This is a genomic window from Fretibacter rubidus (assembly GCF_041429785.1).
GTDB lineage: Bacteria > Pseudomonadota > Alphaproteobacteria > Caulobacterales > Maricaulaceae > Fretibacter > Fretibacter rubidus.
Genome location: NZ_CP163423.1, coordinates 707538 through 733796, shown reverse-complemented (window position 1 = coordinate 733796; position 26259 = coordinate 707538). Strand labels below are relative to the sequence as shown.

General features: G+C 49.4%; 18 protein-coding genes and 1 tRNA gene. 5 read left to right on the top strand and 14 right to left on the bottom strand.

Going from position 1 to position 26259, the window contains the following annotated elements; genetic code table 11:
- Positions 1-126: 126 nt before the first annotated feature.
- On the top strand, positions 127-2274 hold the full coding sequence (locus AB6B37_RS03550; protein ID WP_371397529.1) for a S9 family peptidase: 2148 nt from the start codon (positions 127-129) through the stop codon (positions 2272-2274).
- A 19-nt stretch (positions 2275-2293) separates the two neighbouring features.
- Here the strand turns inward: AB6B37_RS03550 and AB6B37_RS03545 are convergent, their stop codons facing one another.
- Positions 2294-2716 carry a YbaN family protein gene (locus AB6B37_RS03545; protein WP_371397528.1) on the bottom strand — a complete coding sequence of 141 codons (423 nt, stop codon included), beginning with the start codon at positions 2714-2716 and terminating at the stop codon, positions 2294-2296.
- A gap of 129 nt (positions 2717-2845) precedes the next feature.
- On the opposite strand from AB6B37_RS03545, the gene AB6B37_RS03540 reads away from it, so the two are divergent.
- Complete coding sequence (locus AB6B37_RS03540; protein WP_371397527.1) at positions 2846-4900, top strand: TonB-dependent receptor; 2055 nt, start codon at positions 2846-2848, stop codon at positions 4898-4900.
- A 247-nt stretch (positions 4901-5147) separates the two neighbouring features.
- On the opposite strand, the gene AB6B37_RS03535 is transcribed toward AB6B37_RS03540, so the two are convergent.
- Together AB6B37_RS03535 and AB6B37_RS03530 are read right to left on the bottom strand one after the other, a co-directional pair.
- Complete coding sequence (locus AB6B37_RS03535; protein ID WP_371397526.1) at positions 5148-6197, bottom strand: phytase; 1050 nt, start codon at positions 6195-6197, stop codon at positions 5148-5150.
- Positions 6198-6207: 10 nt separating this feature from the next.
- Positions 6208-9012 (bottom strand): TonB-dependent receptor, encoded by a 2805-nt coding sequence (locus AB6B37_RS03530; RefSeq protein WP_371397525.1) that lies wholly within the window; start codon positions 9010-9012, stop codon positions 6208-6210.
- 186 nt (positions 9013-9198) lie between these two features.
- Here AB6B37_RS03530 and AB6B37_RS03525 point away from each other — a divergent pair, with 186 nt between their 5' ends.
- Positions 9199-11115, top strand: coding sequence for a PhoX family phosphatase (locus AB6B37_RS03525; protein WP_371397524.1), 1917 nt, complete (start codon positions 9199-9201; stop codon positions 11113-11115).
- 90 nt (positions 11116-11205) lie between these two features.
- Here the strand turns inward: AB6B37_RS03525 and AB6B37_RS03520 are convergent, their stop codons facing one another.
- From AB6B37_RS03520 to AB6B37_RS03475, 10 genes are all read right to left on the bottom strand, one after another.
- Positions 11206-11763 carry an energy transducer TonB gene (locus tag AB6B37_RS03520; RefSeq protein ID WP_371397523.1) on the bottom strand — a complete coding sequence of 186 codons (558 nt, stop codon included), beginning with the start codon at positions 11761-11763 and terminating at the stop codon, positions 11206-11208.
- Positions 11764-12219: 456 nt separating this feature from the next.
- Complete coding sequence (locus AB6B37_RS03515) at positions 12220-13731, bottom strand: tetratricopeptide repeat protein (RefSeq protein ID WP_371397522.1); 1512 nt, start codon at positions 13729-13731, stop codon at positions 12220-12222.
- Positions 13732-13955: 224 nt separating this feature from the next.
- A complete protein-coding gene (locus AB6B37_RS03510) occupies positions 13956-14585 on the bottom strand; it encodes an energy transducer TonB (protein WP_371397521.1) in 630 nt (209 codons plus the stop codon).
- A 53-nt stretch (positions 14586-14638) separates the two neighbouring features.
- Positions 14639-15034, bottom strand: coding sequence for an ExbD/TolR family protein (locus AB6B37_RS03505; protein WP_371397520.1), 396 nt, complete (start codon positions 15032-15034; stop codon positions 14639-14641).
- 76 nt (positions 15035-15110) lie between these two features.
- The gene (locus AB6B37_RS03500; RefSeq protein ID WP_371397519.1) at positions 15111-15527 is read right to left on the bottom strand and encodes an ExbD/TolR family protein; all 417 of its coding nucleotides are present in this window, start codon (positions 15525-15527) and stop codon (positions 15111-15113) included.
- Between the two features lie 38 nt (positions 15528-15565).
- Positions 15566-16096 (bottom strand): MotA/TolQ/ExbB proton channel family protein, encoded by a 531-nt coding sequence (locus AB6B37_RS03495; RefSeq protein WP_371397518.1) that lies wholly within the window; start codon positions 16094-16096, stop codon positions 15566-15568.
- Positions 16097-16292: 196 nt separating this feature from the next.
- Positions 16293-17702, bottom strand: coding sequence for a MotA/TolQ/ExbB proton channel family protein (locus tag AB6B37_RS03490; protein ID WP_371397517.1), 1410 nt, complete (start codon positions 17700-17702; stop codon positions 16293-16295).
- Between the two features lie 28 nt (positions 17703-17730).
- The gene (locus AB6B37_RS03485; RefSeq protein WP_371397516.1) at positions 17731-18492 is read right to left on the bottom strand and encodes a DUF3450 domain-containing protein; all 762 of its coding nucleotides are present in this window, start codon (positions 18490-18492) and stop codon (positions 17731-17733) included.
- A gap of 146 nt (positions 18493-18638) precedes the next feature.
- Positions 18639-19433, bottom strand: coding sequence for a DUF3450 domain-containing protein (locus AB6B37_RS03480; protein WP_371397515.1), 795 nt, complete (start codon positions 19431-19433; stop codon positions 18639-18641).
- Positions 19434-19590: 157 nt separating this feature from the next.
- Positions 19591-19665, bottom strand: a tRNA-Gln gene (locus AB6B37_RS03475).
- 267 nt (positions 19666-19932) lie between these two features.
- On the opposite strand from AB6B37_RS03475, the gene sppA reads away from it, so the two are divergent.
- Positions 19933-21708, top strand: a complete 1776-nt coding sequence (gene sppA, locus AB6B37_RS03470; RefSeq protein WP_371397514.1) for a signal peptide peptidase SppA — start codon at positions 19933-19935, stop codon at positions 21706-21708.
- A 21-nt stretch (positions 21709-21729) separates the two neighbouring features.
- Positions 21730-23262, top strand: a complete 1533-nt coding sequence (locus AB6B37_RS03465) for a sulfotransferase (protein WP_371397513.1) — start codon at positions 21730-21732, stop codon at positions 23260-23262.
- A 121-nt stretch (positions 23263-23383) separates the two neighbouring features.
- Here AB6B37_RS03465 and AB6B37_RS03460 read toward each other — a convergent pair whose 3' ends face one another.
- Positions 23384-26182, bottom strand: coding sequence for a TonB-dependent receptor plug domain-containing protein (locus tag AB6B37_RS03460; RefSeq protein WP_371398402.1), 2799 nt, complete (start codon positions 26180-26182; stop codon positions 23384-23386).
- Positions 26183-26259: the final 77 nt, after the last annotated feature.

Sequence of the window (26259 nt, the reverse complement as noted above, 5' to 3'; positions counted from 1 at the left end):
TGTTTAATAAACTAATCTGGGTTAACTATAATTTGCGTCCCTTTATGGTGTGTTAATAAATGACAGAATTGCAGACTTGTTCGCATCAGGATTTAACCCTATGGGCTAGCTGAAAAAGGAGCCATCATGCCGTATAAAATCGACCTTTCCCAAACGCCGCCACGTCCAGAAAAACGACCTCATATTATAGAACAGTTGGGCCGCAAGCGCGTTGATGATTACTATTGGATGAAGGATGAAAATTGGCAAGCGGTCATGGCTGACCCATCCCTTTTGAACCCCGATATTCGCACCCATCTGGAGGCGGAAAATGCCTATACAAAATCTGTGCTCGCCCCGCTATCTGATTTGGAAGCGACTATATTTTCAGAAATGAAAGGGCGGCTCGAAAGCGAGGATAGTTCTGTGCCCAGCCCTGACGGCGCATACAGCTATTATCACCGCTACCGCAAAGGTGATCAACACGGAATTTATGCGCGCAAATCATGCGACCCCGTTACGCGTGACCCTTTTGGCGATGAAGTTCTTTTGCTAGACGCCGATATTGAAGCCAAACGCGAAATCAATGGTCAGACCTCTGATTTTTTTGATTTGGGTGATACCGCCCATAGCCCGGACCACAATTGGTATGCTTATTCCGTCGACCGCAAGGGATCTGAAAATTACGAGGTCTTTATAACCAAAGCGGGGGAAACCAAGCCGCGCGAAACAGGTATAACGCGCTCTGCCGGCGGTTTGGAATGGGCACGGGACAACCGCACAATATTTTGGGTCGAACGGGACGAAAACCAACGCCCCTATGCGGTGTTTGCCAAAGACGTTATGGACGCAGATGACACGCCGCGCCTTGTTTACCGCGAAGACGACCCAGGTTTTTTCGTCTCCATTAGCGAAAGTGATAGCGGACGCTATATAGAGATTAGTAGCCATAATCACACGACCAGTGAGATTCACCGTATCCCGTCGGGCACACCAACCGCCGCACCGCAGTGCATTGCCGCGCGAAAGACAGGCCATGAATATAGCGTATCAGAGCGCCCAGACCCAGTGACAGGAGAGGAGACGCTTTACATCCATACCAATAAGGACGGCGCCGTCGATTTTCAGATTATGGTGGCCGATAGCAAAAACCCGGACATCGCCACATGGAAGCCCCTGATCCCGCACCAGCCAGGACAGCTAATTTTGGGTATGGAAGCTTATGCCAATCACTTGGTTTATATGGTCCGCGAAGACGCTTTGCCGATTGTCTATATTCGTGATTTGCGCAGCGGTGATACCCATAGCATTGCCTTTGACGAGGCCGCCTATGCGCTGGGCCTCTCGGGCGGGTTTGAATTTGATACACCTTGGCTGCGCTATAGCTATTCATCGCCAACAACCCCGCGCCAAGTCTTTGACTATAATATGGACACGCGCGAAAAGCGCCTACGCAAAACGCAGCTTATCCCTAGCGGCCATGACGCAAGCCATTACAAGACAGAGCGGTTTTCCATCACAGTTCGCGACGGGCAAGCTGTGCCAGTCACCCTTCTTTATCACCGTGACACACCGCCCAATGCGGATAGCCCCTGCTTGCTTTACGGTTACGGGTCATACGGCATTACAATTCCAGCGGGGTTCAGCACATCAAGGCTGTCTCTTGTTGACCGCGGATTTGTTTACGCCATTGCCCATATCCGCGGCAGTCAAGCCAAAGGATATCAATGGTATCTGGACGGTAAAATGGAGAAAAAGATCAATACCTTTAATGATTATGTCGATGTGGGCCGCGCGTTAATTGCGCAGGGTAAAACGTCAGAAGGAAAAATTATTGCACACGGGGGTTCAGCGGGCGGCTTGCTTGTCGGGGCGGCTGTTAATCAAGCGCCAGAGGTTTTCGCCGGCGTTATTGCGGCTGTGCCTTTTGTCGATGTGCTCAACACGATGTCAGATGACAGCCTCCCCCTCACACCGCCAGAATGGCCGGAATGGGGTAACCCAATAGAAGACGAAGACGCCTATGACCGCTTGCTGTCCTATTCGCCCTATGACCAGGTCAGAGAAAAAACCTATCCGCCGATGTTAATTACGGGCGGTCTGACCGATCCGCGCGTAACATATTGGGAGCCCGCCAAATGGGCCGCGAAACTCCGTGATCACCAAAACGGCAACGCGCCTATCCTGCTGAAGATTAATATGGATGCGGGCCACCAAGGCCAAAGCGGGCGTTATGACAGCTTAAAAGAAGTCGCAACAGAATATGCCTTCGCCGTCAGTGTCGCTGCACCTTAGCCGCGCAAGCGTGAACACATTATGTCGGTGGAACGGGTCGCGTCCAAAGGAACAGACTTACCAAGCCGAGGATAAAGACTTGTAGACCGATGACCCAAAGGGGCAGTTGGAATGCAAAGCCAATTGCGACAATGATTATCATCGAAAGAAGGCTTGCGATTTTGGCTTTGGTTGAAATGGCGCGGTGTGTTTGCCAGTCCGTGATTAGGGGGCCAAAGACTTTGTGCTGCAATAACCATGTGTGCAGTCGGGGTGATGAGCGGGCAAAAGCAAAAGCCGCGACAAGCATGAAGGATGTGGTCGGGAGCAAAGGCAAAAACAAACCGATAGCCCCTAATGTAAAACACACCAGTCCCAAGCTTAGCCAGAGCAAGCGCTTTGGCGAATACCGTTTCATGATTGCGACGGTTGCGGGGTAATAATGTTGAACATAGGGCTTCATGGGCTTTCCGCGCGGTTTTGGCTAGTAAATTGACCCCTATCAAAATAACTGCACATCTGCAACTCATTGTCATTTACATAATAAGTTTGATTTGTTAGGTGCCCACTAAATTAAATTTAGCGAGGTCACATGTTCCGCTCCACAGTTTCTATTCCGCTTTTATTGGGCACGGCCTTAAGTCTTTTACCTGTTGTCGCAACGGCTCAAACATCTGACGCCCCTGTGCAACTCGACGAAATCATCGTGACGGGTGAGCGGCAAGATACAACGTTGAAAAACACAGGATCTAGCGTTGTTGTCACAACCGGTGCTGTGCTTGACGCTTTCGCTGGCCCAGACACGCTAGAGCGCATTTATCAGCAAACAGCCAATGTCACGAGTAGTGGTGCAGATGGTCAGGGGCCAACCATTCGCGGATCAAATACCAGCGGTATTCTGAATAGCGTAGAATCGTTCTTTGGCGGTGCCCTGCCCCGCACAACCATCCAAGTCGACGGGCGTCAGCTATCGTTTAACGAATTTGTATATGCCAGTGCATCGGCTTGGGATATTAAACGCGTTGAAATTTTCCGCGGCCCGCAGACAACGACGCAAGGACGAAACGCCATTTCGGGAGCCATCTTTGTTGAAACCAATGATCCAAATTTTGATGAATTTGAAGGTCGTGTTCGCGGCATTATTGGTGATGATAAAACACGTCAAGGCTCTGGCGTTATTAGCGGGCCGCTCGGCAATGGCGATGTCGCCTTTCGCCTGTCGGCTGATTACCGTGAACAAGATACATTTATCACCCCGTTGGGTGTTACGGAAGATTTCGGTGGTGGGGATCTAACAAAAAACGAGAGCCTATCACTTCGCGGCAAAGTAGGTCTTCGCCCGACCTCAATACCCGGACTAGATATCTTGCTGACCGTGTCCCATTCCGACCGTGAAGGGCCCCAATCAGAGACCGTTGATGCCCCCTTTGAAAATCTAACGCGGTTCAATCCAGGCTTCACAATATTTGGCACAAAGGCCACAGCAGGCATTGTTGATATCAATTATGAACTGAATGACACGCTGACATTTCAAAATGTTTTCACAGTGTCAGACGCTGGCGCGACGCGTTTAACCATCCAGCGTAACGGCCCCGCGACCATTAGTTCTGATGAAATTAATAATGAATTTCTGGCACGTTATAAAACAGACCGCTTAACCAGCTTGGCCGGTGTATATGTGTCCAGCGTCGATAATAATGATACAATTGACCTTAGCGGTTTTCGGTTGGGTGAAGGCAGCTTTAAGGGTGACCGCGATAGCCTAGGCATATTTGCGGAGGGCACTTACGGCTTGACTGAGCGCTTGTTCTTAACCGCGGGCGGGCGCTATCAAAAAGACAGTCAAAAACGCGTCGGTACTTTCCGCGCGATACCGATAGATTTTGATGATAGTTATGATTTATTTCTGCCCAAAGCGGAATTGGCCTATGACGCCACTGATAATATCCGCATTGGTTTACAGGCCGAAAAAGGATTTAATGCTGGCGGTTTCACATTTAATTTTCAAACCTTCCAGCAAAATGTGTTTGAAGAAGAAACTCTGTGGAATTATGAGACCTTCCTTCGTGGCGATTTCCTAGATGGACGGTTGGGTATAAATGCAAACGTTTTTTATACTGACTTTAACGATATCCAACTTGCGACTCTTGTACAACTTGGTCCGGATTTCTTTGCGAATGTCTATTCTAACGCGCCAGACGCACGCGCCATTGGCGGCGAAATTGACCTACGCTTTCAAGCGACAAAAGCACTGCGCCTGAATGCTGGCTTAGGTTTAACAGATACCAAAATTCAAAGTGACACGACCGCAGGGGCGCGAACAGCGGGTAATGAATTTCAACGGGCGCCCGGCATAACAGCTATTGCCGGTGCCGTTTGGAACCCGATTACGCCTCTCGAACTCAGTGCATTTGCACGGTATTCAGACGATTACTTTAGTGATGATGCCAATCTTACCGTCAATGCCGTAGACAGTTATTTCACAATGGATTTACAGGCGAGTTACACAATTGGACAAGCGCGTCTGTTTATTGATGCAACAAATGTGTTTGATGAATTTTACGCGGTCAATATATTCTCAGAAGGTCGTTCTGGTACAGTCGGCGATCCGCGCCGTATCAGTGTCGGGCTTGATTACAGATTCTAATGAACGGGGCGTATTCCTGTGCTCATCCTTATTGGTGTCGCGCTTATAGTGATGTCCATGACTGGGCTGCATCTATGGTGGCGGCGTGTCTTTAAATTGGGGACGAAAGCCAAGCCTTAGCCTCAATGTGTTTGAGGTTAGCAAAACACATTGAGGCTAAAGTCTTCCGCAAGCGGAAAGGGGTTAGCTGGAAATAGGGCACGCATGATGTTTACTGTTCGCGAGCCCTTATGACGGTGCAGCAATACTACCGTGTCAGCTGCGTTTTAATGTCTCGCCAATCGATAACTTTAAAATTTTGCTTTTTAAAATCATCTGACTGTGGCGAGGTGTCATCCATATCGTCTTGGACAACTAAAAATCCGTCGGGAAAGCGCGGCGTGGCGTGGGACGTCACCGCGATGCCGTCCGTGCTTGATACGCCGTCAACGCTGCCGTCTTTAATTTCAAAACGCCCCGCAAAGTCATAATCAGGAAGACTAAAGACCCCGTAGCTATTATTGCCTTGGGACGATACAATAACGTATCCACCAATGTCGCCGTCTTCATAGAGTGTGACGCCTTCCAAATCAGCTTTCAAACCGAACTGATTAATCCTCGCAATCTCTGTGCGAACAGGATCGGCCCTCGGGCTCATCGGATAGTGCGATAATGCCCCTTCCTCGACCGCCAGATAAAGTGAGCCTGTGCGGTCATCAAAAACGCAGCCTTCGGTTTGTTTAACCGTTGAGAAGTCTCTTGACGGGTTAATTGCCAAGGCACCGTCTTCTTCGGTCATCTCATATTGCGCATAGAGGCCCGCTTTCGTCGTGACGCCAATATGAAAGCTGTCGTCATCACCCCGCCCTAAACAAATACCGTAAGGGGATATTTCGCCCGTTGAGAGACGGTGACCGTTTGGGGTTACGAACTGATCTGTCGTGGCATTATAGAGCAGCGACACAATCGCGTTGGTTTCGTCATCGCTGGCCACCATCAAAACATAGTTCTGCCCATCCAAGGAAAACCCGTCGCGCAGATCAATATTATTGATCATGCCAATCGGCATATAATCACGCTGCGTGCCGTCCAAATTATAGATATATAATCCAGACTGCTTATCCGTGCCGGCGATGAAGCCCGTGCCATTGGCAGCAATATAAATCGCAGGGTCATCCGCAGAGTCGCCCTCGCTTGCCATAATGGGCGTCTCAAATGCGGCCGTGACCGCAAAGGCAGGATAATCAATGTCAGAGCCTGTTGTTGCGCAAGCCGTAAGGGTAAAAGCAGCGACAGACAGTGAGAGTAAATATTTCATGATAGACCTCCTAGTAAGTTAGGCGTGCACCGATAACGACAGAACGGCCAAATTCGTCATATTGTGACAAACGTGAGGTGTCGCCAAAGTAGTAATATTCTGGGGCATCGGTCAGGTTCTTACCTTCGACATAAACTTGGATATTGTCGTTGAACTTATATTTTGCTGACGCTTCAATCAAAAGGCGGTCATCGGTAATACGGTCAAGGTCTTCATCCTCTAGTCCGTCCAGGTAATCGCCGCGGAAATTGGCAGAGACGCGTAGATCCCACGGTCCTTTGTCATAACCAATTGCGATGTTACCAACAGCATTAGACTGTTTTAGGAACGGTACGACCCGTCCATCAGGCAGGGTTGATTCACTATCCGTCAGGGTCAAATTGCCAGAGAAAAGAAAGCCGTCCAGAGCTTCTGATAAATCACCCAGATTTTGAACATAATTAAATTCAACCCCGTAAAGCTCGCTTTTGCCAACGTTTATTGATGTGGTAATTTCATCAAGTCCTGCCAGTGTTGCCGCTGGTAGGAAGCTAAGGTCGACCGTGTCAGGTACATCCGCCACGTCAAACCGGGCTGGGAAAATTGCGTTGGCAATATCTTTGTAAAACAGCCCGACTGAAATCACCGATAGACTTGTTGGATAAAACTCTAGACCCAAATCAAAGTTATCAGCCCCGTAAGCTTCGAGGTTCGGGTTACCCAATTCAATTTCGTCGCGGTCTTCGTTCAAAAACGCATTGGGGGCCATGTCGCCAAATGACGGACGCACAACAGCGGCGTAATAGGCGGCGCGGCCAATGACCTTGTCCGTGAAATCATATTTGACATTCAAACTCGGTAAGATGTCTGTGTAGTCATCAGACACATTACGCAGGGTGACATCTGTGCTGCCTTCTTCGACAAAGTTACCCATCAAATCGACATTGGTTTGCTCCAAGCGAACACCGGCAACAATCGTGGCGTCACCGACATTGAATGTGCCCATGCCGTATGCAGCGAAGATTTTCTCGTTAATTTCAAAGTCACCTAATGTGGATTCAAGAAAGCTATCGTCTTCTTGTAATTCATCAGTGGTAAATGTGCCGCGTAAGGCCTCTGTCAGATTGGCATCAGGCCATTCAAACATCCGGTTAACCAGACGCCAATTTGTAATTTCAGAATCAGAGCGAATAAAGTCCGCCATGTTTACATCGTCACGCTCATAAAAGACAAGGTTCTGGTCACGCACTTTCTCGCGGTCACGGTATTTCATACCCGCTTTCCACACAACTTGCGTATCTCCCAAAAGGCTATCGCGAGAGACGTTAAATTGTGCGGAGAGTTCTGTGTCCTCATTTGTCGTAAATTCTTGCTCGAATGCGTCGAGTTCATAATTTGACGGGTCGAGCAAAAAGTCGAGCGCGGGGCCAGAGATTACCGGTTGCTGCGGATCAGAATAATCTAGCGTGATAGAGCCAATATCAGAGTCGCGCTGCTCTGGCGTAGAGCGGAAGGCCACATCATGATTGTTGCTATCGTCTTCTTGCGCATAAGCATATGCAGCTTGATAATCAAAGTTCCACTTATCCAATTCTGTTTTACCACCGATGGAGTAAGTTTCGATATTGCGAACCTCTTCACGCTTACGCGCCTCTGCATCGACTTCGCCGCGACGGATTGAAACACTGGTCGGGGAGATAGCGATAATCTCTTCGTCAAATTCGCGGAACTCAAATTTATTGCGCACCTCATCATCAGTATATTGGTTAAACAGCGTGCGAACATAAAGGTCTGTATTATCGCTAATCCGAAAATCAAAATTGGCAACCAAACCAAGGCGCTCGCGTGTTAAATCATACCAGCGTTGTTCATAATCATCGGCAACAAAGAAAAGTCCGCTATCATCATCAAGCGCCCATTCGCCGGTCTCATTATTATGGCTTTCAATATTCAAGTTTTGATAATTAACTGACAGGGCCATGCCGAAGATGTCATTAAAGGTATTGGAATAGGTTAGCGTTGCTTTGGGCGAAATTTTGTCTGTAATCTCATTATACTGACCTTCGATTTTACCGCGGACGAATTGACCTTTGCGGTCAAAGGCAGAAATCGTTTTCAGATTAATGACACCGCCCAAGCTATCGGCATCGACATCAGGCGTAAGGGATTTTTGAATTTCAATACCGTCAAGCAAATCAGACGGTACACCATCAAGCAAGACACCGCGGCGGTCTTCGGGTGATGGGGTGCGTACACCGTTTATCGAAGACGAAATTAAATCAGTATTGATACCCCGAATAGAGACATAACGTCCCTCGCCTTGGTCAGTTTCAACAGAAAGACCAACGGCGCGCTGTAACGAATCAGCGACGGTTGTGTCAGGGAAATTGCCTAGACCATCAGAATCGATAATGGTTTTGATAGAGTCTGCGGCGCGTTGTTGGTTAATCGCGCTTGCCTGTGCGGCGCGTGTGCCGACAACAATCACATTGTCAATAAAGTCGACTTGATTACCCAGCACGATATTTAGATCGGCCCCCTGGGCGGGCACTGTCACGGTCTCATTAACATTGCTGGCCCCAATATAGCTGACGGTCACGTCATAGGTTCCGGGGAGCAGGTTATTGATACGGTAATTGCCAAAACGGTCCGTCGTTGTGGACCGGTTGGTGCCGTCAATCGTCACAACGGCGCCTTGAAACCCTGTTTGTCCCGTAGAATCAGTGACCTTACCCGTCAGAAATTGCGCCGAAGCAGGCGTCGCCACCGCCAATGATAAAGCCATGATAGAGGCTGATAAAGCCATATGAGATGATTTGAAATTCGTTCGCCGCATGGGTCCCTCCAAACATTTAAGTTGGACGCCACATCCTATCTTTCCATGACAACGGCATGACAGAACGATGAAACTAATGTTTCAATGACAAAGCATTTTTACGCGGGAGATAGGCAATTTCATCATCTTGTCACAAAACAAAGTCATAAAGACTTTAATTATATAACTCTGTTTATAGGCGCTATCATGACCCAAATTGACAAAGACGATATTCCTTCCAGTCCACGCGCAAACGACGGCTCTGTCACAATTGGCAACTTAATTGAGACCCGCCTGTCGCGGCGCATGATGCTGGTAGGTCTTGGCGCATCTGCGCTCAGTTCGGCCTGCGCCACGTCACCCGCAAAAACAAATCATTTGTTGACGGCGGCAAAACCGGCGTCCACCCCATTCACATTCAAAGAGATAGAGCGTGGTTCAGACGGCACACATCACGTGCCAGATGGTTACAAAGCGGATGTCTTGCTACGGTGGGGCGATCCAATTTTCAAAGACGCGCCAGACTTTAACCCGCTCGCCCAGAACAGTAACAGCCAATCACAACAATTTGGCTACAATAATGATTTTATTGGCTTTGTTTCTATGGCCGACGATAGAGGCTTGCTGTGTGTCAATCATGAATATAGCAGCACACGAAACATGTTCCCTGCCGCACAACGCATCAAGAAAGACAAAGCCCGAATTAAAACAGAAATCGCCAGCCAAGGCACCAGCATTGTCGAAATCAATCGTGTCAATAATCGCTGGCAAGTAAAGCGTGATTCCGCACTAAACCGCCGAATTACAGGCGATACACCCATGAATATTTCAGGCCCAGCAGCGGGTCATGCACGGATGAAAACACCCGCTGACCCCTCCGGCAGACGCGTTTTGGGCACGCTAGGTAATTGCGCTGGCGGCATTACGCCTTGGGGCACATATTTAACAGCGGAAGAAAATATTGACGGTTATTTCGGTGGTAAATTGGATAAAGCCCATGCTGAGGCGGATAATCATGCCCGCATGGGTGTGCCCGATGGGCGGCAAGATTGGCATTATGCCGATGACCGTTTTAACGTCAGCATCGCGCCCAATGAAGCAAATCGTTTTGGCTGGATCGTGGAAATTGACCCGTTAGATCCTAACTCAACCCCTAAAAAACGCACAGCGCTGGGACGCTTCAAACATGAAGGTGCTGAAAGCGTTCTGGCACCAGACGGACGCGTTGTTGTTTATATGGGCGATGATCAACGGGGCGATTACCTTTATAAATTTGTTAGCCGCGACCCTTATAATCCTGCCCGTCCCGACCCCGATTTATTAGATCACGGCACACTACACGTGGCCCGTTTTAACGAGAGCGGCGTTGATTGGCTCGCGCTGACCCATGGCCAAGGCCCGCTCACGGCTGAAAATGGATTTAATAGCCAAGCCGATGTGATGATCTCAACGCGTCTCGCTGCGGATGCTTTGGGCGCAACATCCATGGACAGACCCGAAGACGTCCAACCCCATCCTGGCAATGGTCGTGTCTATGTCATGCTGACCAATAATAAAAACCGCTCCGATGCCAATGACGCGCCGCTAAGGACCGCAGTGAATGCCGCAAACCCCAGGGCAGATAACGTCTTTGGTCATATCATCGAAATTATTGAACCAGAGGGTGACTTTGCCGCCACGCGGTCAGAATGGGAATTCCTTGTCAAATGTGGTAATCCAAATGACCCTGCATTTGGTGCCCTTTGGAACCCTGCGACATCAAAAAATGGGTGGTTCTCTGCTCCCGATAACTGCGCCGTTGATCCGCGCGGTGGCCTGTGGATTGCAACAGACGGCAATCCAAAATCGGGGGCTGTTGATGGTCTATGGGCCTTAGAAACTGAAGGCTTGGGCCGCGGAACAGGACGAGCCTTTTTTCGAGCCCCAATCGGTGCAGAAGTCTGTGGGCCGCGCTTCACGCCTGATGGGCGGGCCTTATTTTTATCCGTGCAACACCCTGGCGAAGATGACGATACAACCTATGAAACGCCGCTGACGCGCTGGCCCGATTTTGACCCTGGTCTTCCACCTCGTCCTTCTGTCGTTGTAATCTATCGAGATGATAATGCGGTCATTGGCGTTTAGTCTGACCCGCATTAATACGGCCCCTTCGGGGATTTAAGGGACCGTATATCAGACGCCAGTGAAGGCCTCTAATTGCGTCTGGAGGGCGCGCTATTCTGGAATGATGCGCCCTGCCTCATCTGTGAGTTGAAAACTGATTTTACTGCGCATACCCGTGCGGCTCACAGCTTGCCCACCCACGACTTTTGGACGGTAACGCCATTTGCCGACGGCTTTTACAGAGGCGCGAGTAAAGACGTTATCTGAACAGTTGGTTGCAATGATATTATACGGCGCGCCTTCTGCATTAACATCAAATGCCATAATGCAATGCCCCGAACGGCTCGCACGTGTTGGCATTGCAGGGGCTTGCCGGAGCAAAGGTTGCTCGTCAGTATCCGCCGCGTTAATAATATAACGCTTCCTGTCGAGGGTCGGCGGTGTCCAGTCAAAGTCGACGGGGTCAACGCTAACAGGCTCTACAGACACATTCTTGGTCGATTGCGTATCTAATTGCGGCGTTACGGGCGGTATTTCGACGCGTTTAAACGGTTTCAATTTGGTGTCAGATTTAAATATTTTAATATCATCTGCCACTGGATAAATATCAAACACTTGCGCGACGACGGGCTCTGGCGCGGCAAAATCTATACTGATTAAGCCAGCCATCAGTCCCCCTAAACCAACCGTTAAACCCAAGCCTAGAACCCCGGCAACTGCATATCGATATTGAAACATAAACTACCCTCCCTTTGCGAATAATATGTAATGTTATCACATAATATAAGCAAAAAACAAGACGCCCGTGTCTCCACAGTCTTCACCACGGGATTCGGGTTAAAATAATAGGCTGCATAACTAGGCAAGCAAAAAAACCGTTAGAGACTTTTTTGTGCTCACCTATTTTCGTATTTGGCATCACAACAGAGCAGCTACGTCCAGACTAAAAGAGCGGCATAAGGTCCCATAATATGCGCGGCAATCTACAGCATAAATCACATGGATCCCGCCTATGTTCTTGCCGATATGGCGGCGCGGCGTATTGCCAAAGTCAAATGATAATTAGCTTTTCGTCCATAAAAAAAACCCGCCGAGGCGGGTCTTAATGTTTCAATCTGGAGAAAACTAGTTTTCTGAACTGTCCGCGACTTTCACGCGGTAAATGCTATCATATTTTTCAATGAACCGTTCGCAAGCTTCGTCATCGAGATCAAAGGTTCCAGTGAAAATTTGAGCATCATAGGCTTGCTTGATTTTCACGTAGCAAAGCTCCTGCTCGACGCTGGCTTCAAATTCACAACGACGTTCCACAGCTTCTGCTTCGGCGCGGATAAACGAAATCCATTTTTTCGCATTTGACCCTTCGCGGGAGGACGCCGGGACACGGTCAAAAGCCTCGATTGCGGCTTCACGGCGCTTGTTTTTCTCTGACCCTTGACGTTGCGCTTTCGTTGTCCCCTTACACACGGCACGGTCCAATTTTTGCGCATTCTCGTAACGGCACGTACCAATCAACATGTAGGATTTACCAGCATCATAACCGCGAGAAATTGCGTTGTTAAAGGCATCTTCCGCTTTGGTACAATCGCCTTCATTATAAAGTGCTTCGCCTAAATCAGCGTAAAGCTTGGCTTGGCCAGATTGTGACGCAGCACGCTCCAAAATTGGGATCGCCTTTTTATATTCGCGGGCTTGGCGATAAAGGTCAGATAACTGCACCAATTTTTCTGGACTTTGGCTAATCTTGCCAGAGTTTAGCTCGCGCTCCAAAATTTGAGCGGCTTGGAAAGGCATGTCGTAAAAGCTGTAATATTGCACAACCTTCATTAAATCGGCCTCAGTATTAAGAGCGCCACCAAGATAGAGCATTTTCGAGACTTCAAACGCTTCTTGTTCACGGCCACCATTAGCGAGCATAGAGGCCCATGCATCCCAAAGTGTCTTATCTTCAGGCCAGCGGTTAATCATCTGGCGAACGATATCAGCCTGCTTACCTGGCATGCGCAGATTGTTATACAGGAAGTTCAGCAAATCAAAATGCTTACGCTCTTTCGGGCTAGCACTATTGAACCAACGTTCAGCCCATGGAAGCGCCTTAGAGTAATTATCAGATTGCACCCAAGCCTGCGTCAACATTTCGACATAGGCAGGCTTCACTTCACCACCACGGTTTATGTAATTCTCGAGCATTTGCGCGCCTTGGGCATAAGAACCATTGGCAATTAACAGCTGCGCGATGTTCACACGAAGAGCGGACAATTCATTCGGTAATAAGCCGCCAGCGGAAATAGCGGCTTCGAAATAACGAATAGCCTCGGAATATTGGTTCTGCTCGTAATACGATGCGCCTAGCATCTGATTGATGATTGAGCGCTCATATGAATTAATATCAGGGATAGCGAGCGCTTGGTTAAGAGACGAGATCGCGGCCGCGGCTTGGTTTTCACGTAGCAGCTCATTCGCGGTATTCACCAATTCACCCGCCTTGGCACCAAATTGGCGACCTTCGGCAGCGGGGTCTTGCGCCATGGCCGGTGCAGCTGTCATCACACTCACTGTGGCCGCTGTGCCCAGCACAAGGGCTGTGCCTAGCAGGGCGCTTTTCAAAGTTGATACTGTTTTATGTGCTAACGTCATTATGACATCCTTTAATCAATGGCGTCATGGTCATAATGACCATCGATACCGTCTGTCCCCTGTTTGATACAATTTGCGCCCATCCACTGAACGCGTCTTGTATCTACGAAAGTACCTTCAAAATCCAAACGGGAAGCTGATTGCCCTTTGCGTATACCCTTACCCGCGCATTCAGGCGGGATAAAGGCGAGATATCCGCGACATTTTCGCGGAGCTCTTAGTCTTTATTCGGGAATGATTTTCCCGCGTTCGTCAGTCAAGCGGAAGCTAATTTTGCTTTCCACGCCAGTACGTGCCACGCCCCGACCATCAACGATTTTTGGATTGTACTTCCACTTCTGCACAGATTTCGTGGACGCGCGTTCAAACAAGCTTTGTGTGCAATATGTCGCTTGGACATTGAAGGGCTGTCCCTCTGGGCTCACGTCAAAGCGCACTTTGCAATGACCCGACTTTTCCGCACGGGGCGGCATGATAGGCGGAATCCGCACGAGTGGCTGAGCATCGCGGTCAGAGACCTGAATTTTAAAGTTTTGACGGTCAATCTTTGGTGGTTCAAACTCTGGAATAGCGCCTTCAAGCGACGCAATCGCGACATTGGGTTGAGACGCTTGCTGGCGCTCAATTTGTGGCGGTGGCGGTGGCGTGATAACTTTTTTGACTTTGTCAATTTTCGTGGTCCGCTTCACGACTTTGATATCTTCCACAGTCGGATTAATCTCAAAACTAAGCTCGCCCGATTTCTCCTGAGGTTTAAAGTCACCAGAGATGAGGATTTTCATCGCAACAAATAGTGCGAATGTCAAAAATGCAGCGATAACCATACCGCCGATCCAACGAAAAATCATGCCCATGTGCGTTTCCTTTCAATCTTTGACCTAACCATATAGGTCGTATGACGACAGCTCTATTTAGTAGAGACGCGCGTCACAATATTCATGTCTTGCATCATTTCCTGCAAGGTCATGACTGTTCCAACATCAGCGTCTTTGTCGCCAATGATAATGGCTTGCGCCTTTGGGTTTTCGTCGCGCATTGCCGTAATGATGGGACGAACTTCGTCCAGAGCGTAAGGACGTTTATCAATCCATACTTCATTTTCTGCGTTCACCGCCATCAGAATACCTGGGTCCCAATCTTGGGCCGTGTTGGCTTCAGGCTTGAACGGATCAATGCCAGGTGTTTTTACAAATACAGATGTCACGATGAAGAAAATCAATAAGATAAAGACGACGTCCAACATGGGCGTCATATTAAGTTCTGTATCTTCTTCTTGAACCGAAGTCCGACTACGTCTTGCCATGATGTTACCTTATCACACTTTTATTCATTTATCAAATTCCAAACACACATCAGTTTGAATGCCTCGTTAGGCCCTATTAAGATGCGTTTTTGACAATCTCGATTTTGGACCCTAGTCCGCGGCCGTCAAACTCATCCTTAAGCATCACAAGAACACCGTGACGGGCAAATTCGTTAACCCGTAGGATAACACTCGCGCCTGGCTTATCAGCAAGCAAACGTTCTACCGCCAATGACACGCGGTCACATTCGGTTTGGCCACCGTCCACGGAACATGTATTTTGCTGATCCACATAGACAGTAATCGCAGGCTTAGGCTCAAGCGGAATATCTGTATCCGGCGGCGGCGGCGGCTGGGTCAAATCAACCCCGCGTTCGTCCAAAAAGTTGGCTGTCACGATAAAGAAGATCAACATGATAAACACGATGTCGAGCATCGGTGTCATATCAACGGCGGCTTCATCACCTTGGCCTTTGTTACGGCGTCTTCTCATGTTTTTTCCTCCCTCTAATTAGGGCTAAATATAATTCTTTATTCGACTTCAAGACTATCGGCAAAACGCTGCGTCTCGCGAATGGCCTTACGCTCAATGAAATTGGACAGGAATAACCCCGCCAAGGCAACCATCATGCCTGACATCGTCGGAATGGTCGCCTTAAAGACACCTTCCGCCATCAAACGTGCGTTGGATGAGCCAGACAAGGCCATGACGTCAAACACGCTAATCATGCCTGTCACAGTCCCCAATAGACCCAAGAGCGGCGCAATCGCCACCAAAGTTTTAATCATAGATACGTTCGTTGTTGTTTTCGCCTTAACCTGCGAAATCAATTCGTCGCGAATAGCCATAGCGCGCCAGCTTTTCGTATCTGTGCGGCCGTCCCACTCGGCTTTCAGGCGTTTAATAACACCGCCGTGAGCTGTGAAGTAATAGGCCAAGCGCTCCATGATGAACGAGAACATAAAGAATGCGAGCAGCATGATAAAGTAGAGCACGTTACCGCCCTGCTGCAAAAGCGTTTGCAGACCATTATAGGCATTAATCGGGTTTAGATATTCCATCTGTCTCTCCAGAAACACATTAAGCCTAGAAATGCATTAGGCGATGCTTAGGGTGCGCGGGATGTCAGCGACGTCGCGCTAATCATTCAACAATAGACCGTAATACAAGGCCAGTTGTTGACGATTGCCGTCAGGAGAAAACCCCTGACACGCAAATTTAAGGAGGGTTCACGCGTTGGGCATGAACCCCGTAGTCCTAGAGGCTACCTGCGCGGCTCTCGACGTGGCGTGCCACGATACCGGCGGATTGCTCTTCCAGCGTATTCTGCACGCCACGAGCCAAAGAGGCACAGAAGCTGTGGAGGATAAGCAGAGGAATAGCGGCAATCAGACCCATCATTGTGGTCACAAGGGCTTCGGAAATACCACCCGCCATAAGCTGTGGATCACCTGTTCCGTAGATCATCATGGCTTGGAAAGTCTTAATCATACCTGTAACCGTACCAAGCAGACCCAAGAGAGGGGCAATACCAGCGGCCAGTTTCAAGAAGTTCAAGCCAAGTTCTAGCTTCGGGCTTTCGCGCAAGATAGCTTCGTCAAGCTTAAGCTCAACTGTGTCGCCGTCTTTATTCGCGCTTTCTTCATATGCCATCATAACACGACCCAGCGGGTTAGATTTGGATGACTGCGCTTTACGCTTCTGACCATTAACACCAACAGACGTTAAGATGAGGCGGACGATATTAAAGATACCGAACACAACACCGATGATGAGGAGCCACCAGATGATAACACCAATGGTGCCGCCGTAACCGCCGTTAAATTTGAACGGGTTACCGACGCGCTCTTCCATTGTCGGGACGCGCTCAAATGATTTCAGCAACCCACCGCGTGTTGGATCAACCGGAGCATAAACAACATTACCAGCAGACGCGTTTGTCACAGCTTTCGCTGCATCCGCGACTTCGCCGCCAGGTTGCTTTGGCAACTTAGCTAGCAATATGCTTGTCTCGTCACCGCCGCTTGGCGCTTTATAATCAAGGAAGTTAGCATTATCGGCTGTAAAGACAGCAAATGGGCCAACCCGTGTCACGCGTTGCGGCGCGCCGTCGTTAACATTAGCAACAGCAGCGTCATAAGAGGTGACTTGGCGCTGAGCCTTCACCTCTTCGAGCATTGACTGCCAAATCGCGTTCAGCTCTTCCGTGCTCGGAAGCGCTTTTAACTCGGCAACACGACCCAAAACTTCGGTACGTGTTGGGTATTGCGACGTGATCAGTGAGCTATCGAGAATGGCTTTGAATTCGCCAGCCTTGGCGCGCGCCAAACCAAACACTTCACCAAAATCACCCTGAGCCGCCTTAAGCTCGCTCTCAAGCGCGCTGATGCGGCCCTGGTTGCCATCAAATTTTGATTGCACTTGATTAGCTTTACGTTCTAGCGCGGCAAGCTCTCCACGTGCCGACGACAAAAGAGCAGACTGCTCGTTTTTACGTTCGCGGAATTTTTGTTCGCGTGCGCGGTTTTCAGCGTCTGTTTTGGCAGCGTCTTGGCGAACCTTGTTCAGCAGGTCACTAACAGATGTAATCTGCGCAGTTGCCGGAACGGCAGAAAGAAGAACAGCGGAACCGATGACGGCGGCTGTTGCTTTTGTGATAAATTTCATTGTCTTATCCATGATTAAAGTCCCTATCCTACTGACCGACGACAACTGGCGCATAGACCATGTCTGGCGCAGCTTCACCGTTCGCAACCCGCACAGCCTGACGAAGCGCAAGCGCCTCACCCGATGACATGGGCTCCCAAGAATTTGATTCCAAATTGTAACGTGCGACTTCGCTTTCGTCTTTCGTTACATAAACGAGGGCCGTACGACCAAAACGAAGGAAGTTTACGATATTACCAGGACGCGTTGGATGCGCCCCTTCATAAGCGTCAAGACCTTGACCATATGTCACTTCGATTTTGAAACCGTTTAAGACCTGACGATATTGCTCTGCGGGTGACACTTCTGGATCACCGAGAACTGTTTGAATACGCTCAACGCGCTCTAAACGCTCGTTTAGGCGAAACGGTAGGTCAGCTTTGATTGAGTCCTCAAGAGCAGCCGCCATTTTAAGCATCATGGGAACCATGCCTTGCTTAATTTGCTCTACTGTTCCGAGCTGCTTGTTCAAGCTCTCGATTTCTGCTGTTTGCGACTGCAAATAGATATCCTGCTGATCAACGAAAAGCGCAATATTGTCTTTTTGCTGTAGAACGGCGCGATATTCACGGATCATTTGATCCGCGTCATCATCGTCACGCTCTACGCGTTGCTGGGATGCTGCGCTGGCCGCAGTAGAGGCCTTGGCAGTATTAAGAGCCGTATCCAGTTGCGCATGAGCAGGCACGGCAAACGCCATGGCTGCCGCACCGGCAAGCAAGAGATGCTTAGCTATTGAAAAGTTCGACATGGTTTCCTTCCAACTTTTGTTTTCATCTTTGCCCACAACACCTGTTGTGGACCGTATGGATGGCGGGGAATTCCGCCGTTTTGCAACCCATACGGCCTGCAAAATTCTCATTGAAGGCAGATGCCTTCACCGTAATGAATTACGGTTTAATTCGTAACGTAAACAGGGGCTCGCACAACCGCAGGAGCCGCCTCACCGCGCGCAGTCCGCAAACCACGACGCAATTCCAAAGCTTGAGCCGCGTTAAGGTCGACCCAGTCCTTGGTCTCAGGATCGTAGCGCATCGCTGATGTGCCGTCGGCGTTCATGTAAGACAACGCCAAACGACCATAGCGAAGATAGTCACCATCAAAGATTTCGTCCCGTATGTCACGCAATGTACGCCCACCCGCGAGAGCCGCTGTAAGATTTTTACTCAGGCCACAGGCCTCACTCTCGACGTCTGCTTCGCATGCCGCATAGCGCGCACCCGGTGTTTTAGGATGGTTACCACCATAGGCCTCAAGCGAAATCCCGTAACCCACCTCAATATCATAGATTTGAAGTGCGCGACGCATCTTGTCGCTAGGACGAACATCTGGGCTGGCCAAATCCTCTTTAAGCTTATCAAGTCGCGCGAAACGCTCACCGATTTTAAAAGGGATATCAGTCTTAATTTCATTTTCAATGGCTGTTGCCATTTTTTCAAGCATTGGATTGATTGTCGCCGCGAGATCATCACTGCTCTCGATTTGACCGTTTAAGCTATCGATCTTTTCCTGTTGCGTCGCAAGGTAAACCTCACGCTGCGCAATCGTCAGCTTTAAATTATCAATTTGCTCTAGCAAAGCTGCATAGCTTGCCTCTGCGTCAGCAGTCTGCGCGGATGTCGTCACTGCGGATGACAATGCAATCAGGCTGGCCCCAAAAATAGTCGCAATGGTACGATGTTTAATCACCACTCACGTCCTCCAAGTCTGGATACGGCTTAGTCCGTATTCTTCATTCTTGCCCAACGCTAGACGAAAGGAAGTCGTTAATCAATCGTTACTTCATAACAAAACAGTGTTTTTTCTGTTTTTTTTTGAATTAATTATGGGGATGATTGGGTGTCGATGATGGCTGGGGTGGGAGGGATCGAACCTCCGAATGACGATACCAAAAACCGTTGCCTTACCACTTGGCCACACCCCAGCATCAACGTACGGACTAGCCGGACAGGGAGGCTAACTAACGCCGTCCGCGTCGGATTGCAACGCCTATTTACAAGAAATATCAGGAATTTCACGCCGACCATGTGCAGAGACGATGAGCGACTTCATTATTAGGGATTTGCTTTGGGCAAATCCGTGCCCATATGTAAAGTCGTAGAAAGTTTAAACAAAATGTCTTTCTTGTTTTGCTAATTATGTTTACTGTTAAACAATAAATGACAGGAAAACGCTAAGGCTGGAGCCCCGCATGAAACAATTTTTTATTACCGTATTAGGCGTCATTGTCGGCGGTTTCCTCTTTATGTTTCTATTGGTCTTTCTCCTGGCAGGGCTAGGGGCTGCGCTCGGCGGTCAAACCGATACAGCAAGCGCGGAAGGCGCCACTGTGCTAACGCTTGATATGCGTGCGCCACTCTTAGATCACAGTGCGGGCGAATCGTTATTCGGCAGCGCACCCGGTTCAGTCGTAGACGCGGTTCGGGCACTAGACCGCGCCAAGACAGACGACAACATCAAGGGTCTTTTGATCCGCACGGGATTTGGTATGGCGCCCGCAAGTGCCGAAGAACTACGTCTTGCAATGTTGGACTTTAAAGACAGCGGTAAATTTATCGTCGCCCACAGCCAAGGGTTCGAGGCCACATCCGTCATTCCCTATATGGCCGTTACAGCAGCAGATGAGATTTGGCAACAAAGCACATCAGGTTTTGCGCCCGCAGGCCTATATTCAGAAAGCGGATTTTACGGCGGCGTATTTGATAAATATGACGCGAAAGCTGAATTTGCGCAGTTCTATGAATATAAGAATGCCGCTAACACTTACACACAATCAACGATGACAGACGCTCACCGTGAGGCAACGACGAGCTATCTTAACTCCATCTATGAGATTTCCGTGGCTCATATTGCGCAGGACCGCAATATGACCGTTGATGCGGTGAAAGCCGTGTTAAACACAGCCCCCCACTCTGCCGAGGCCGCGCTAGACGCTGGCATGATTGACAAGCTGGGATATTACGTTGAGGTCGTTGATTATGTGAAGACCAAAGCGGGCGGCGAAAAAACTAAGTTTAAGTCTATCAAATCTTACGGCCCGAAAAATAACTTCACCGGTCCCGTTGTTGCCTTTGTCGGCGGCCAAGGCCCCGTGACCTTGGGCGGCTCCCAAGACGGCAGCAATCCTTTTGCAGCGACTGTATCCATGGGGAGCGATACCCTATCACGCGCCATCAAAAAAGCGGCGGAAGACGACAAAGTTAAAGCCATTGTTTTCCGTGTCAGCTCCCCCGGCGGATCAGCCACAGCGTCAGACGACATATATAATGCCGTTGAAATTGCCAAAGATGCCGGCAAACCTGTCGTGATTAGCATGGGCCAATATGCAGCTTCTGGCGGATATTACGTTGCGGCCAATGCTGACACTATTGTCGCTATGCCAACCACGATTACAGGCTCTATCGGTGTGCTGGGCGGTAAAGTTGCCCTGCGCGATACATATTCTAAAATCGGATATAATGTCGAACACGTCCGTGTTGGTGGTGAATATGGTGGGGCCTATTCTAGTGACGAGCCATTCACACAAGCCCAACGCAAAGCCTTTACCGATCAGATGGAAGATATCTATGTCGACTTTACAGAATTAGTCGCGGCTGGCCGGGATATGCCCATCGCGCAAGTGCAAGAGATTGCCAAAGGCCGTGTTTGGACAGGCGCACAAGCCAAGGAACGCGGTCTTGTGGATGAAATGGGCGGCATTATGAAGTCCATCGAAGTTGCCAAAGAGCTCGCTGGGATTGAGGCCGATACCGCAGTCAACCTACGCCGCTACCCGCGCCCTAAAACTCGCAGCGAACAGTTCGAGCAACTCTTAAACGCCTCTGTTGAAATGGGCCAGGATATTGGCACCTTACGCGAAATAACCGCTATTCCAGAAGTGCAAGCCATATTGAAAGCCCGCGCAGAGGCTGAAGCGCTTGCCAATGGTCAAGCTCAGTTAAAAGCGCCACTGCCCGAAATACAGTAACCCTCTGGACCTGTATCGGCCGTGTCAAATTTACCGAGTGAAAGCGATTTAAATCCGCTTCAAACATTATTGACGCAGGGAAATTTTGACGCGGCCAGCACGGCCGCGCATGAATTACACCACCGTTTTCCGCAATTTGTGCCTGTTATTAAACTCGGGCTACAAATTGCTTTACGGCGTAATGACGGGGCGGCAGCGACGCATTATGCCAAAGCTTGGCGTACTCTCCCCGCTTTGTCTGCGACAGATGCCTTTAATTTGGGACATGCGCTAAAAGGCGCGGAATTATACCGTGACTCCGTGTTGGCATATGAGCGCGCGATACAAATCGGCGTGTCAAACCCGCATGAGGCCTATAATAATAAGGGCGTTATTGAAGCGGACTTTCTGCTCGATGCTAAGACCGCTGCGAAAAGCTTTACCCGTGCCATTGCCCTGCAGCCTGATGATATTGCCGCCTATTTGAACCGCGGAAACATCTATGAAGAATTTGGCGACTTTGATGCGGCGATCGATAATTACGAAACCGCGGTGGTCCACTGTCACCGTCCCTATGAAGCGCTTGCCCGGCTGGCCCATTGCATAGAAATTGATAGCGCAACGCATGAATTGTTTGGACGGCTGCATGATGCTGCGGATGATACCAAGGCGACACCATTTGAGCGCGAGAGCCTGCTATTCGCGCTGGGCCATAAATACGATTCTTTGGGCGATTACTCGGCCGCCTTTGACGCCTTTTCTCGCGCCAATAAAACAGGTTCCGCCCTGCCCTATAACCGCGCGGCAGAAACTGCAAAATTTGAGGCCATAAAAGCCGCCTTTCCGCCGTCTGTTTTTAAACTTGCGCCCGATACCACTGGCCAAGATCATGGCCATAAGCCCATTTTCATCTGCGGTATGTTCCGGTCAGGCAGCACCTTATTTGAGCAGATTATATCGGGGAGCGGTGATGTCACGGCCTGTGGTGAAATTGGGTTTTTTGATGCGCTAGTTCGTCGTCCAGACTTTGCCCTCCCGCGCGGGCAAGCAATTGGGTCAGAAGCATTGGCAGGATGGCGGAAACGGTACCATGAGAACCCGCTTATCAACGCTGTTACGACACCGTTTTTTACCGATAAAAGACCCGATAATTTCCTCTATCTTGGCCTTATCAAACAGATGTTTCCAAAGGCGAAGATTGTGGTGACGCAGCGGGCAGCGCGGGATAATGCGCTGTCGCTGTTTTTCACCCAATTTGGTGATGGGCAGGCCTATGCACGGGATTTGGAGGATATTGCCCACTACCAAGACTTATTCACGGATCTTATGGCTCACTGGCAGGCGTGTTTTGGCCATGATATTGTGACTGCTGACTATGACAGCTTTATCGCAGCGCCCGAGGTCGAAGGACAGGCAATTATGGACTGCCTCGACCTTGATTTTACACCTGATTGCCTAGCCTTCCATAACCGTAAAAATCGCGTGAAAACAGCAAGCTATAAGCAGGTACGGCAAAAATTATATACATCGTCATCCGGACGAGCGGACAATTACGCCTTTGCATTCAAAGACTGAGCGCGGTGAATTAATACCGCTGTAGGCACCACTAACCCCTCATTAAATACGACATACATCAAGACATAAAAAAACGGCGGGCCAATGACCCGCCGTTTCTATTTTAACATGTCCGTTTGGACTAGAAGCGCATTTTACCGCCGATAAAGATCTTACGACCGAATGGGTTGTAAGTCGCGGGGTATGTGTTGGCTTGCTCTGAACAGCAATCACCAAGCGCTGGTGGGTCAACGTCAAAGACATTGATGATACCGCCAGAAAGCTGGAAGTGATCTGTGATGTCCCACTGACCAGATGCGTCAAAGTATGATTTTGCACCTGTTTCCTGACCGAAGAGATCGTTGATGTCACGGTCATTCAGCAGTGTGGTTGGATCATTTGGATCATTGTCAAGCAAGCTGAGCGGATCATCCGCACGCGTGTTTGACAGGTAACGCCAGCGCAATGAAGTGAGGACAGAACCTTTAACATACTGAAGTGACGCTGTGTGCTTCCATTCTGGTGAAGGCTCACCACAGGCACCGTAACGCGCGCCAAAGAAGCCGGCACAATCGTCAAGGTTTGTGACGGTCAGCGCTTGGAACTCATCAGATAGCTTCAGGCCACCAACAAAGTTAAAGCCGAATTCGCCGCCGATGCCGCCAAGACCAACTTGGTCAGCGTCGAAGTTATAATCGACTTCAAAGTCGATACCTTCGGAGCGAAGAACCGCAGCGTTGATGTCTGTAAGGACAACATTGTCAATACGACCATCGGGCAAACGATTAATGAAACCACAGAACTCTGGAACAACACCGAATAAACAAGCGTCCATGACACCCTGGATTGGCGGAGCACCAATCGCGTCTTCAACCTCAATGTCATAATAGTCAACAGTTAAGGTCAAGCCAGGAATGGCTGATGGCTGTGCTACAAATCCTAATGTGATTGTATCAGATGATTCAGCCTCAAGGCCGAGATTACCACTGAAAAGTCCTTCAATTTGCGAGTTAGGCTGCAAAGCTGTCGTGTTATAAGCACCGACTGGAACACCATTAGCGACACAAGCTGCTTGTGTTGCTGTCGCTGGCAGACTGTTCACGAACGCACACGGATCAGAACCCGCTGGGAAGCCGTTTGTTTGTGGACGGAACAACTCTTGCACGTTTGGTGCGCGAACTGAACGCTGGATCTGACCGCGGAAGCGGATGTCAGAAATTGGTGCCCACTCGACGCCTGCCGCGTAGGATGAAATGCCACCAACTGTTGAGTAATCAGAGTAACGGTACGCACCGTTCAATGATAGCTCTTCAGCGAACGCGCCGCCTTCAATCAATGGTAAGTAAGCTTCGCCGAACACTTCATATGTGTTGAAATCGCCTTCAACCGGAAGTGACTGGTTGAAACCAGCAACATCTGGGCCAAGCACGCTATCGGGACGGAAGTCAAAGTCTTCTTGACGATATTCAGCACCCACAACCAACTGTAGTGGATTATCAGCAGATGGTGACTGGATCATTTTGACCGGGCCATCAGATGTCGCAACAAGTGAACGCTGCTCTGAAACCTGCTGGATGATACCTGTACGGGCCACTTCGGCCGCACATGCGTCAGAGAACGCACCGGAACCAAAGATGTTACAACGACCTTGTAAGACAGCTGCTTGTAAGGCGGAACGTGAGACGTTACCTGTTTGCACAGTTGATCCCGATGAGCGTGAGATATGCGCATGGATATCCCAGTCCCAATCAGGTGACCACTGACCAGACAAATCGCCAGAGATTTGCATAGACTGCAATTCTTGGTCGTTTGTCCGTGGACCAACTTCAAGCATACGACGACCAATATAAACTTGGTAGTTCGTAGGATCTGCTGCAGAGTTTGTTAGCACAGAACGCGCAGTGTCGTTGAGGAACGGGTTTGTCGTCAAATCAATTGTTGCGAAGTCAAAGAACGGCGTTGGAGCCAACTCTGTTGGAACAACGTTTGATGTGAAGATACCGCGAAGTTTCGCTGTTACAGTGTCTGTAACGTCATAAGTACCAAAACCAGCCAATGTGTAGCGTGTTTGTGGTAGCTGTAGGTAGTTCACAGGCGCGTAGTTATAACGCGTTGTGTCGGGACCAGAGTTGATCCAAGGAATGATGTTACCCTCAGCATCAAATGTAGCGCCGCCTGTTGTTCCGTCTGGGAACGTAAAGCTATCAAACAAACGTGTTCCAGGAACGCCAGATGAACCAAACGGGTCAAAGCCTGTGCCGTTATCATCATTCGCGATACGTGAGAAGTCACGGTCGCCTTGGAAAACGGCGTCACGCTGTGAGTAACCAGCGTAAACAGTTGCGTTACCACGACCATTGTCGAAGTTGCCGCCCATTGTGATACCCATGTTGTAGATACCAGCATCGCCTTTGTCAGAAAACTCAACAGAGCCGTCGACTTCGACACCTTCAAATTCGTCATCAAGAACGAAGTTAACAACACCAGCCATCGCATCAGAACCGTAAACAGCAGACGCGCCGCCCGTTACGATGTCAACGCGCTTGACAAGTGAGCTTGGGATTGAGTTCAAATCGACAACACCGTCGCCATTTGCTGATACGAAGCGGTAACCGTCAACCAAGACCAATGTCCGGTTAGAACCAAGACCGCGAAGTGATACTGTCGCAGTACCTGTGCCTGGGTTGTTTGATGTACCATCAAACGCTGGAATAACCTGTGGCAGAGAGTTGATGAACTGCTCTGTGTTGATTGTGTTAACGATAGACAACGCTTCTGAGTCGATTGACGTTACAGGCGATGGTGCCTCTAGGTTCTGACGCTCAACGCGTGTACCTGTTACAACGATCTCGTCATTATCTTGCGCAAATGACGGAGCTGCTGCTGCGCCAAACGTCACGCCGGACAACAATGTCGTCAGCAATAACTGTTTTTTGTTCATTTTAGTCACTTAAAACCCCTTCGAACTGGTTTATCTTGGTTTGTGTTCAGACTGCACATTGCAGCCATCCCGTGCCT

Bases quoted from the DNA above. Each gene is read 5' to 3' on its own strand.
- AB6B37_RS03550 (WP_371397529.1), top strand. From the start codon at position 127: ATGCCGTATAAAATCGACCTTTCCCAAACGCCGCCACGTCCAGAAAAA.
- AB6B37_RS03545 (WP_371397528.1), bottom strand. From the start codon at position 2,716: ATGAAGCCCTATGTTCAACATTATTACCCCGCAACCGTCGCAATCATG.
- AB6B37_RS03540 (WP_371397527.1), top strand. From the start codon at position 2,846: ATGTTCCGCTCCACAGTTTCTATTCCGCTTTTATTGGGCACGGCCTTA.
- AB6B37_RS03535 (WP_371397526.1), bottom strand. From the start codon at position 6,197: ATGAAATATTTACTCTCACTGTCTGTCGCTGCTTTTACCCTTACGGCT.
- AB6B37_RS03530 (WP_371397525.1), bottom strand. From the start codon at position 9,012: ATGCGGCGAACGAATTTCAAATCATCTCATATGGCTTTATCAGCCTCT.
- AB6B37_RS03525 (WP_371397524.1), top strand. From the start codon at position 9,199: ATGACCCAAATTGACAAAGACGATATTCCTTCCAGTCCACGCGCAAAC.
- AB6B37_RS03520 (WP_371397523.1), bottom strand. From the start codon at position 11,763: ATGGCTGGCTTAATCAGTATAGATTTTGCCGCGCCAGAGCCCGTCGTC.
- AB6B37_RS03515 (WP_371397522.1), bottom strand. From the start codon at position 13,731: ATGACGTTAGCACATAAAACAGTATCAACTTTGAAAAGCGCCCTGCTA.
- AB6B37_RS03510 (WP_371397521.1), bottom strand. From the start codon at position 14,585: ATGGGCATGATTTTTCGTTGGATCGGCGGTATGGTTATCGCTGCATTT.
- AB6B37_RS03505 (WP_371397520.1), bottom strand. From the start codon at position 15,034: ATGGCAAGACGTAGTCGGACTTCGGTTCAAGAAGAAGATACAGAACTT.
- AB6B37_RS03500 (WP_371397519.1), bottom strand. From the start codon at position 15,527: ATGAGAAGACGCCGTAACAAAGGCCAAGGTGATGAAGCCGCCGTTGAT.
- AB6B37_RS03495 (WP_371397518.1), bottom strand. From the start codon at position 16,096: ATGGAATATCTAAACCCGATTAATGCCTATAATGGTCTGCAAACGCTT.
- AB6B37_RS03490 (WP_371397517.1), bottom strand. From the start codon at position 17,702: ATGAAATTTATCACAAAAGCAACAGCCGCCGTCATCGGTTCCGCTGTT.
- AB6B37_RS03485 (WP_371397516.1), bottom strand. From the start codon at position 18,492: ATGTCGAACTTTTCAATAGCTAAGCATCTCTTGCTTGCCGGTGCGGCA.
- sppA (WP_371397514.1), top strand. From the start codon at position 19,933: ATGAAACAATTTTTTATTACCGTATTAGGCGTCATTGTCGGCGGTTTC.
- AB6B37_RS03460 (WP_371398402.1), bottom strand. From the start codon at position 26,182: ATGAACAAAAAACAGTTATTGCTGACGACATTGTTGTCCGGCGTGACG.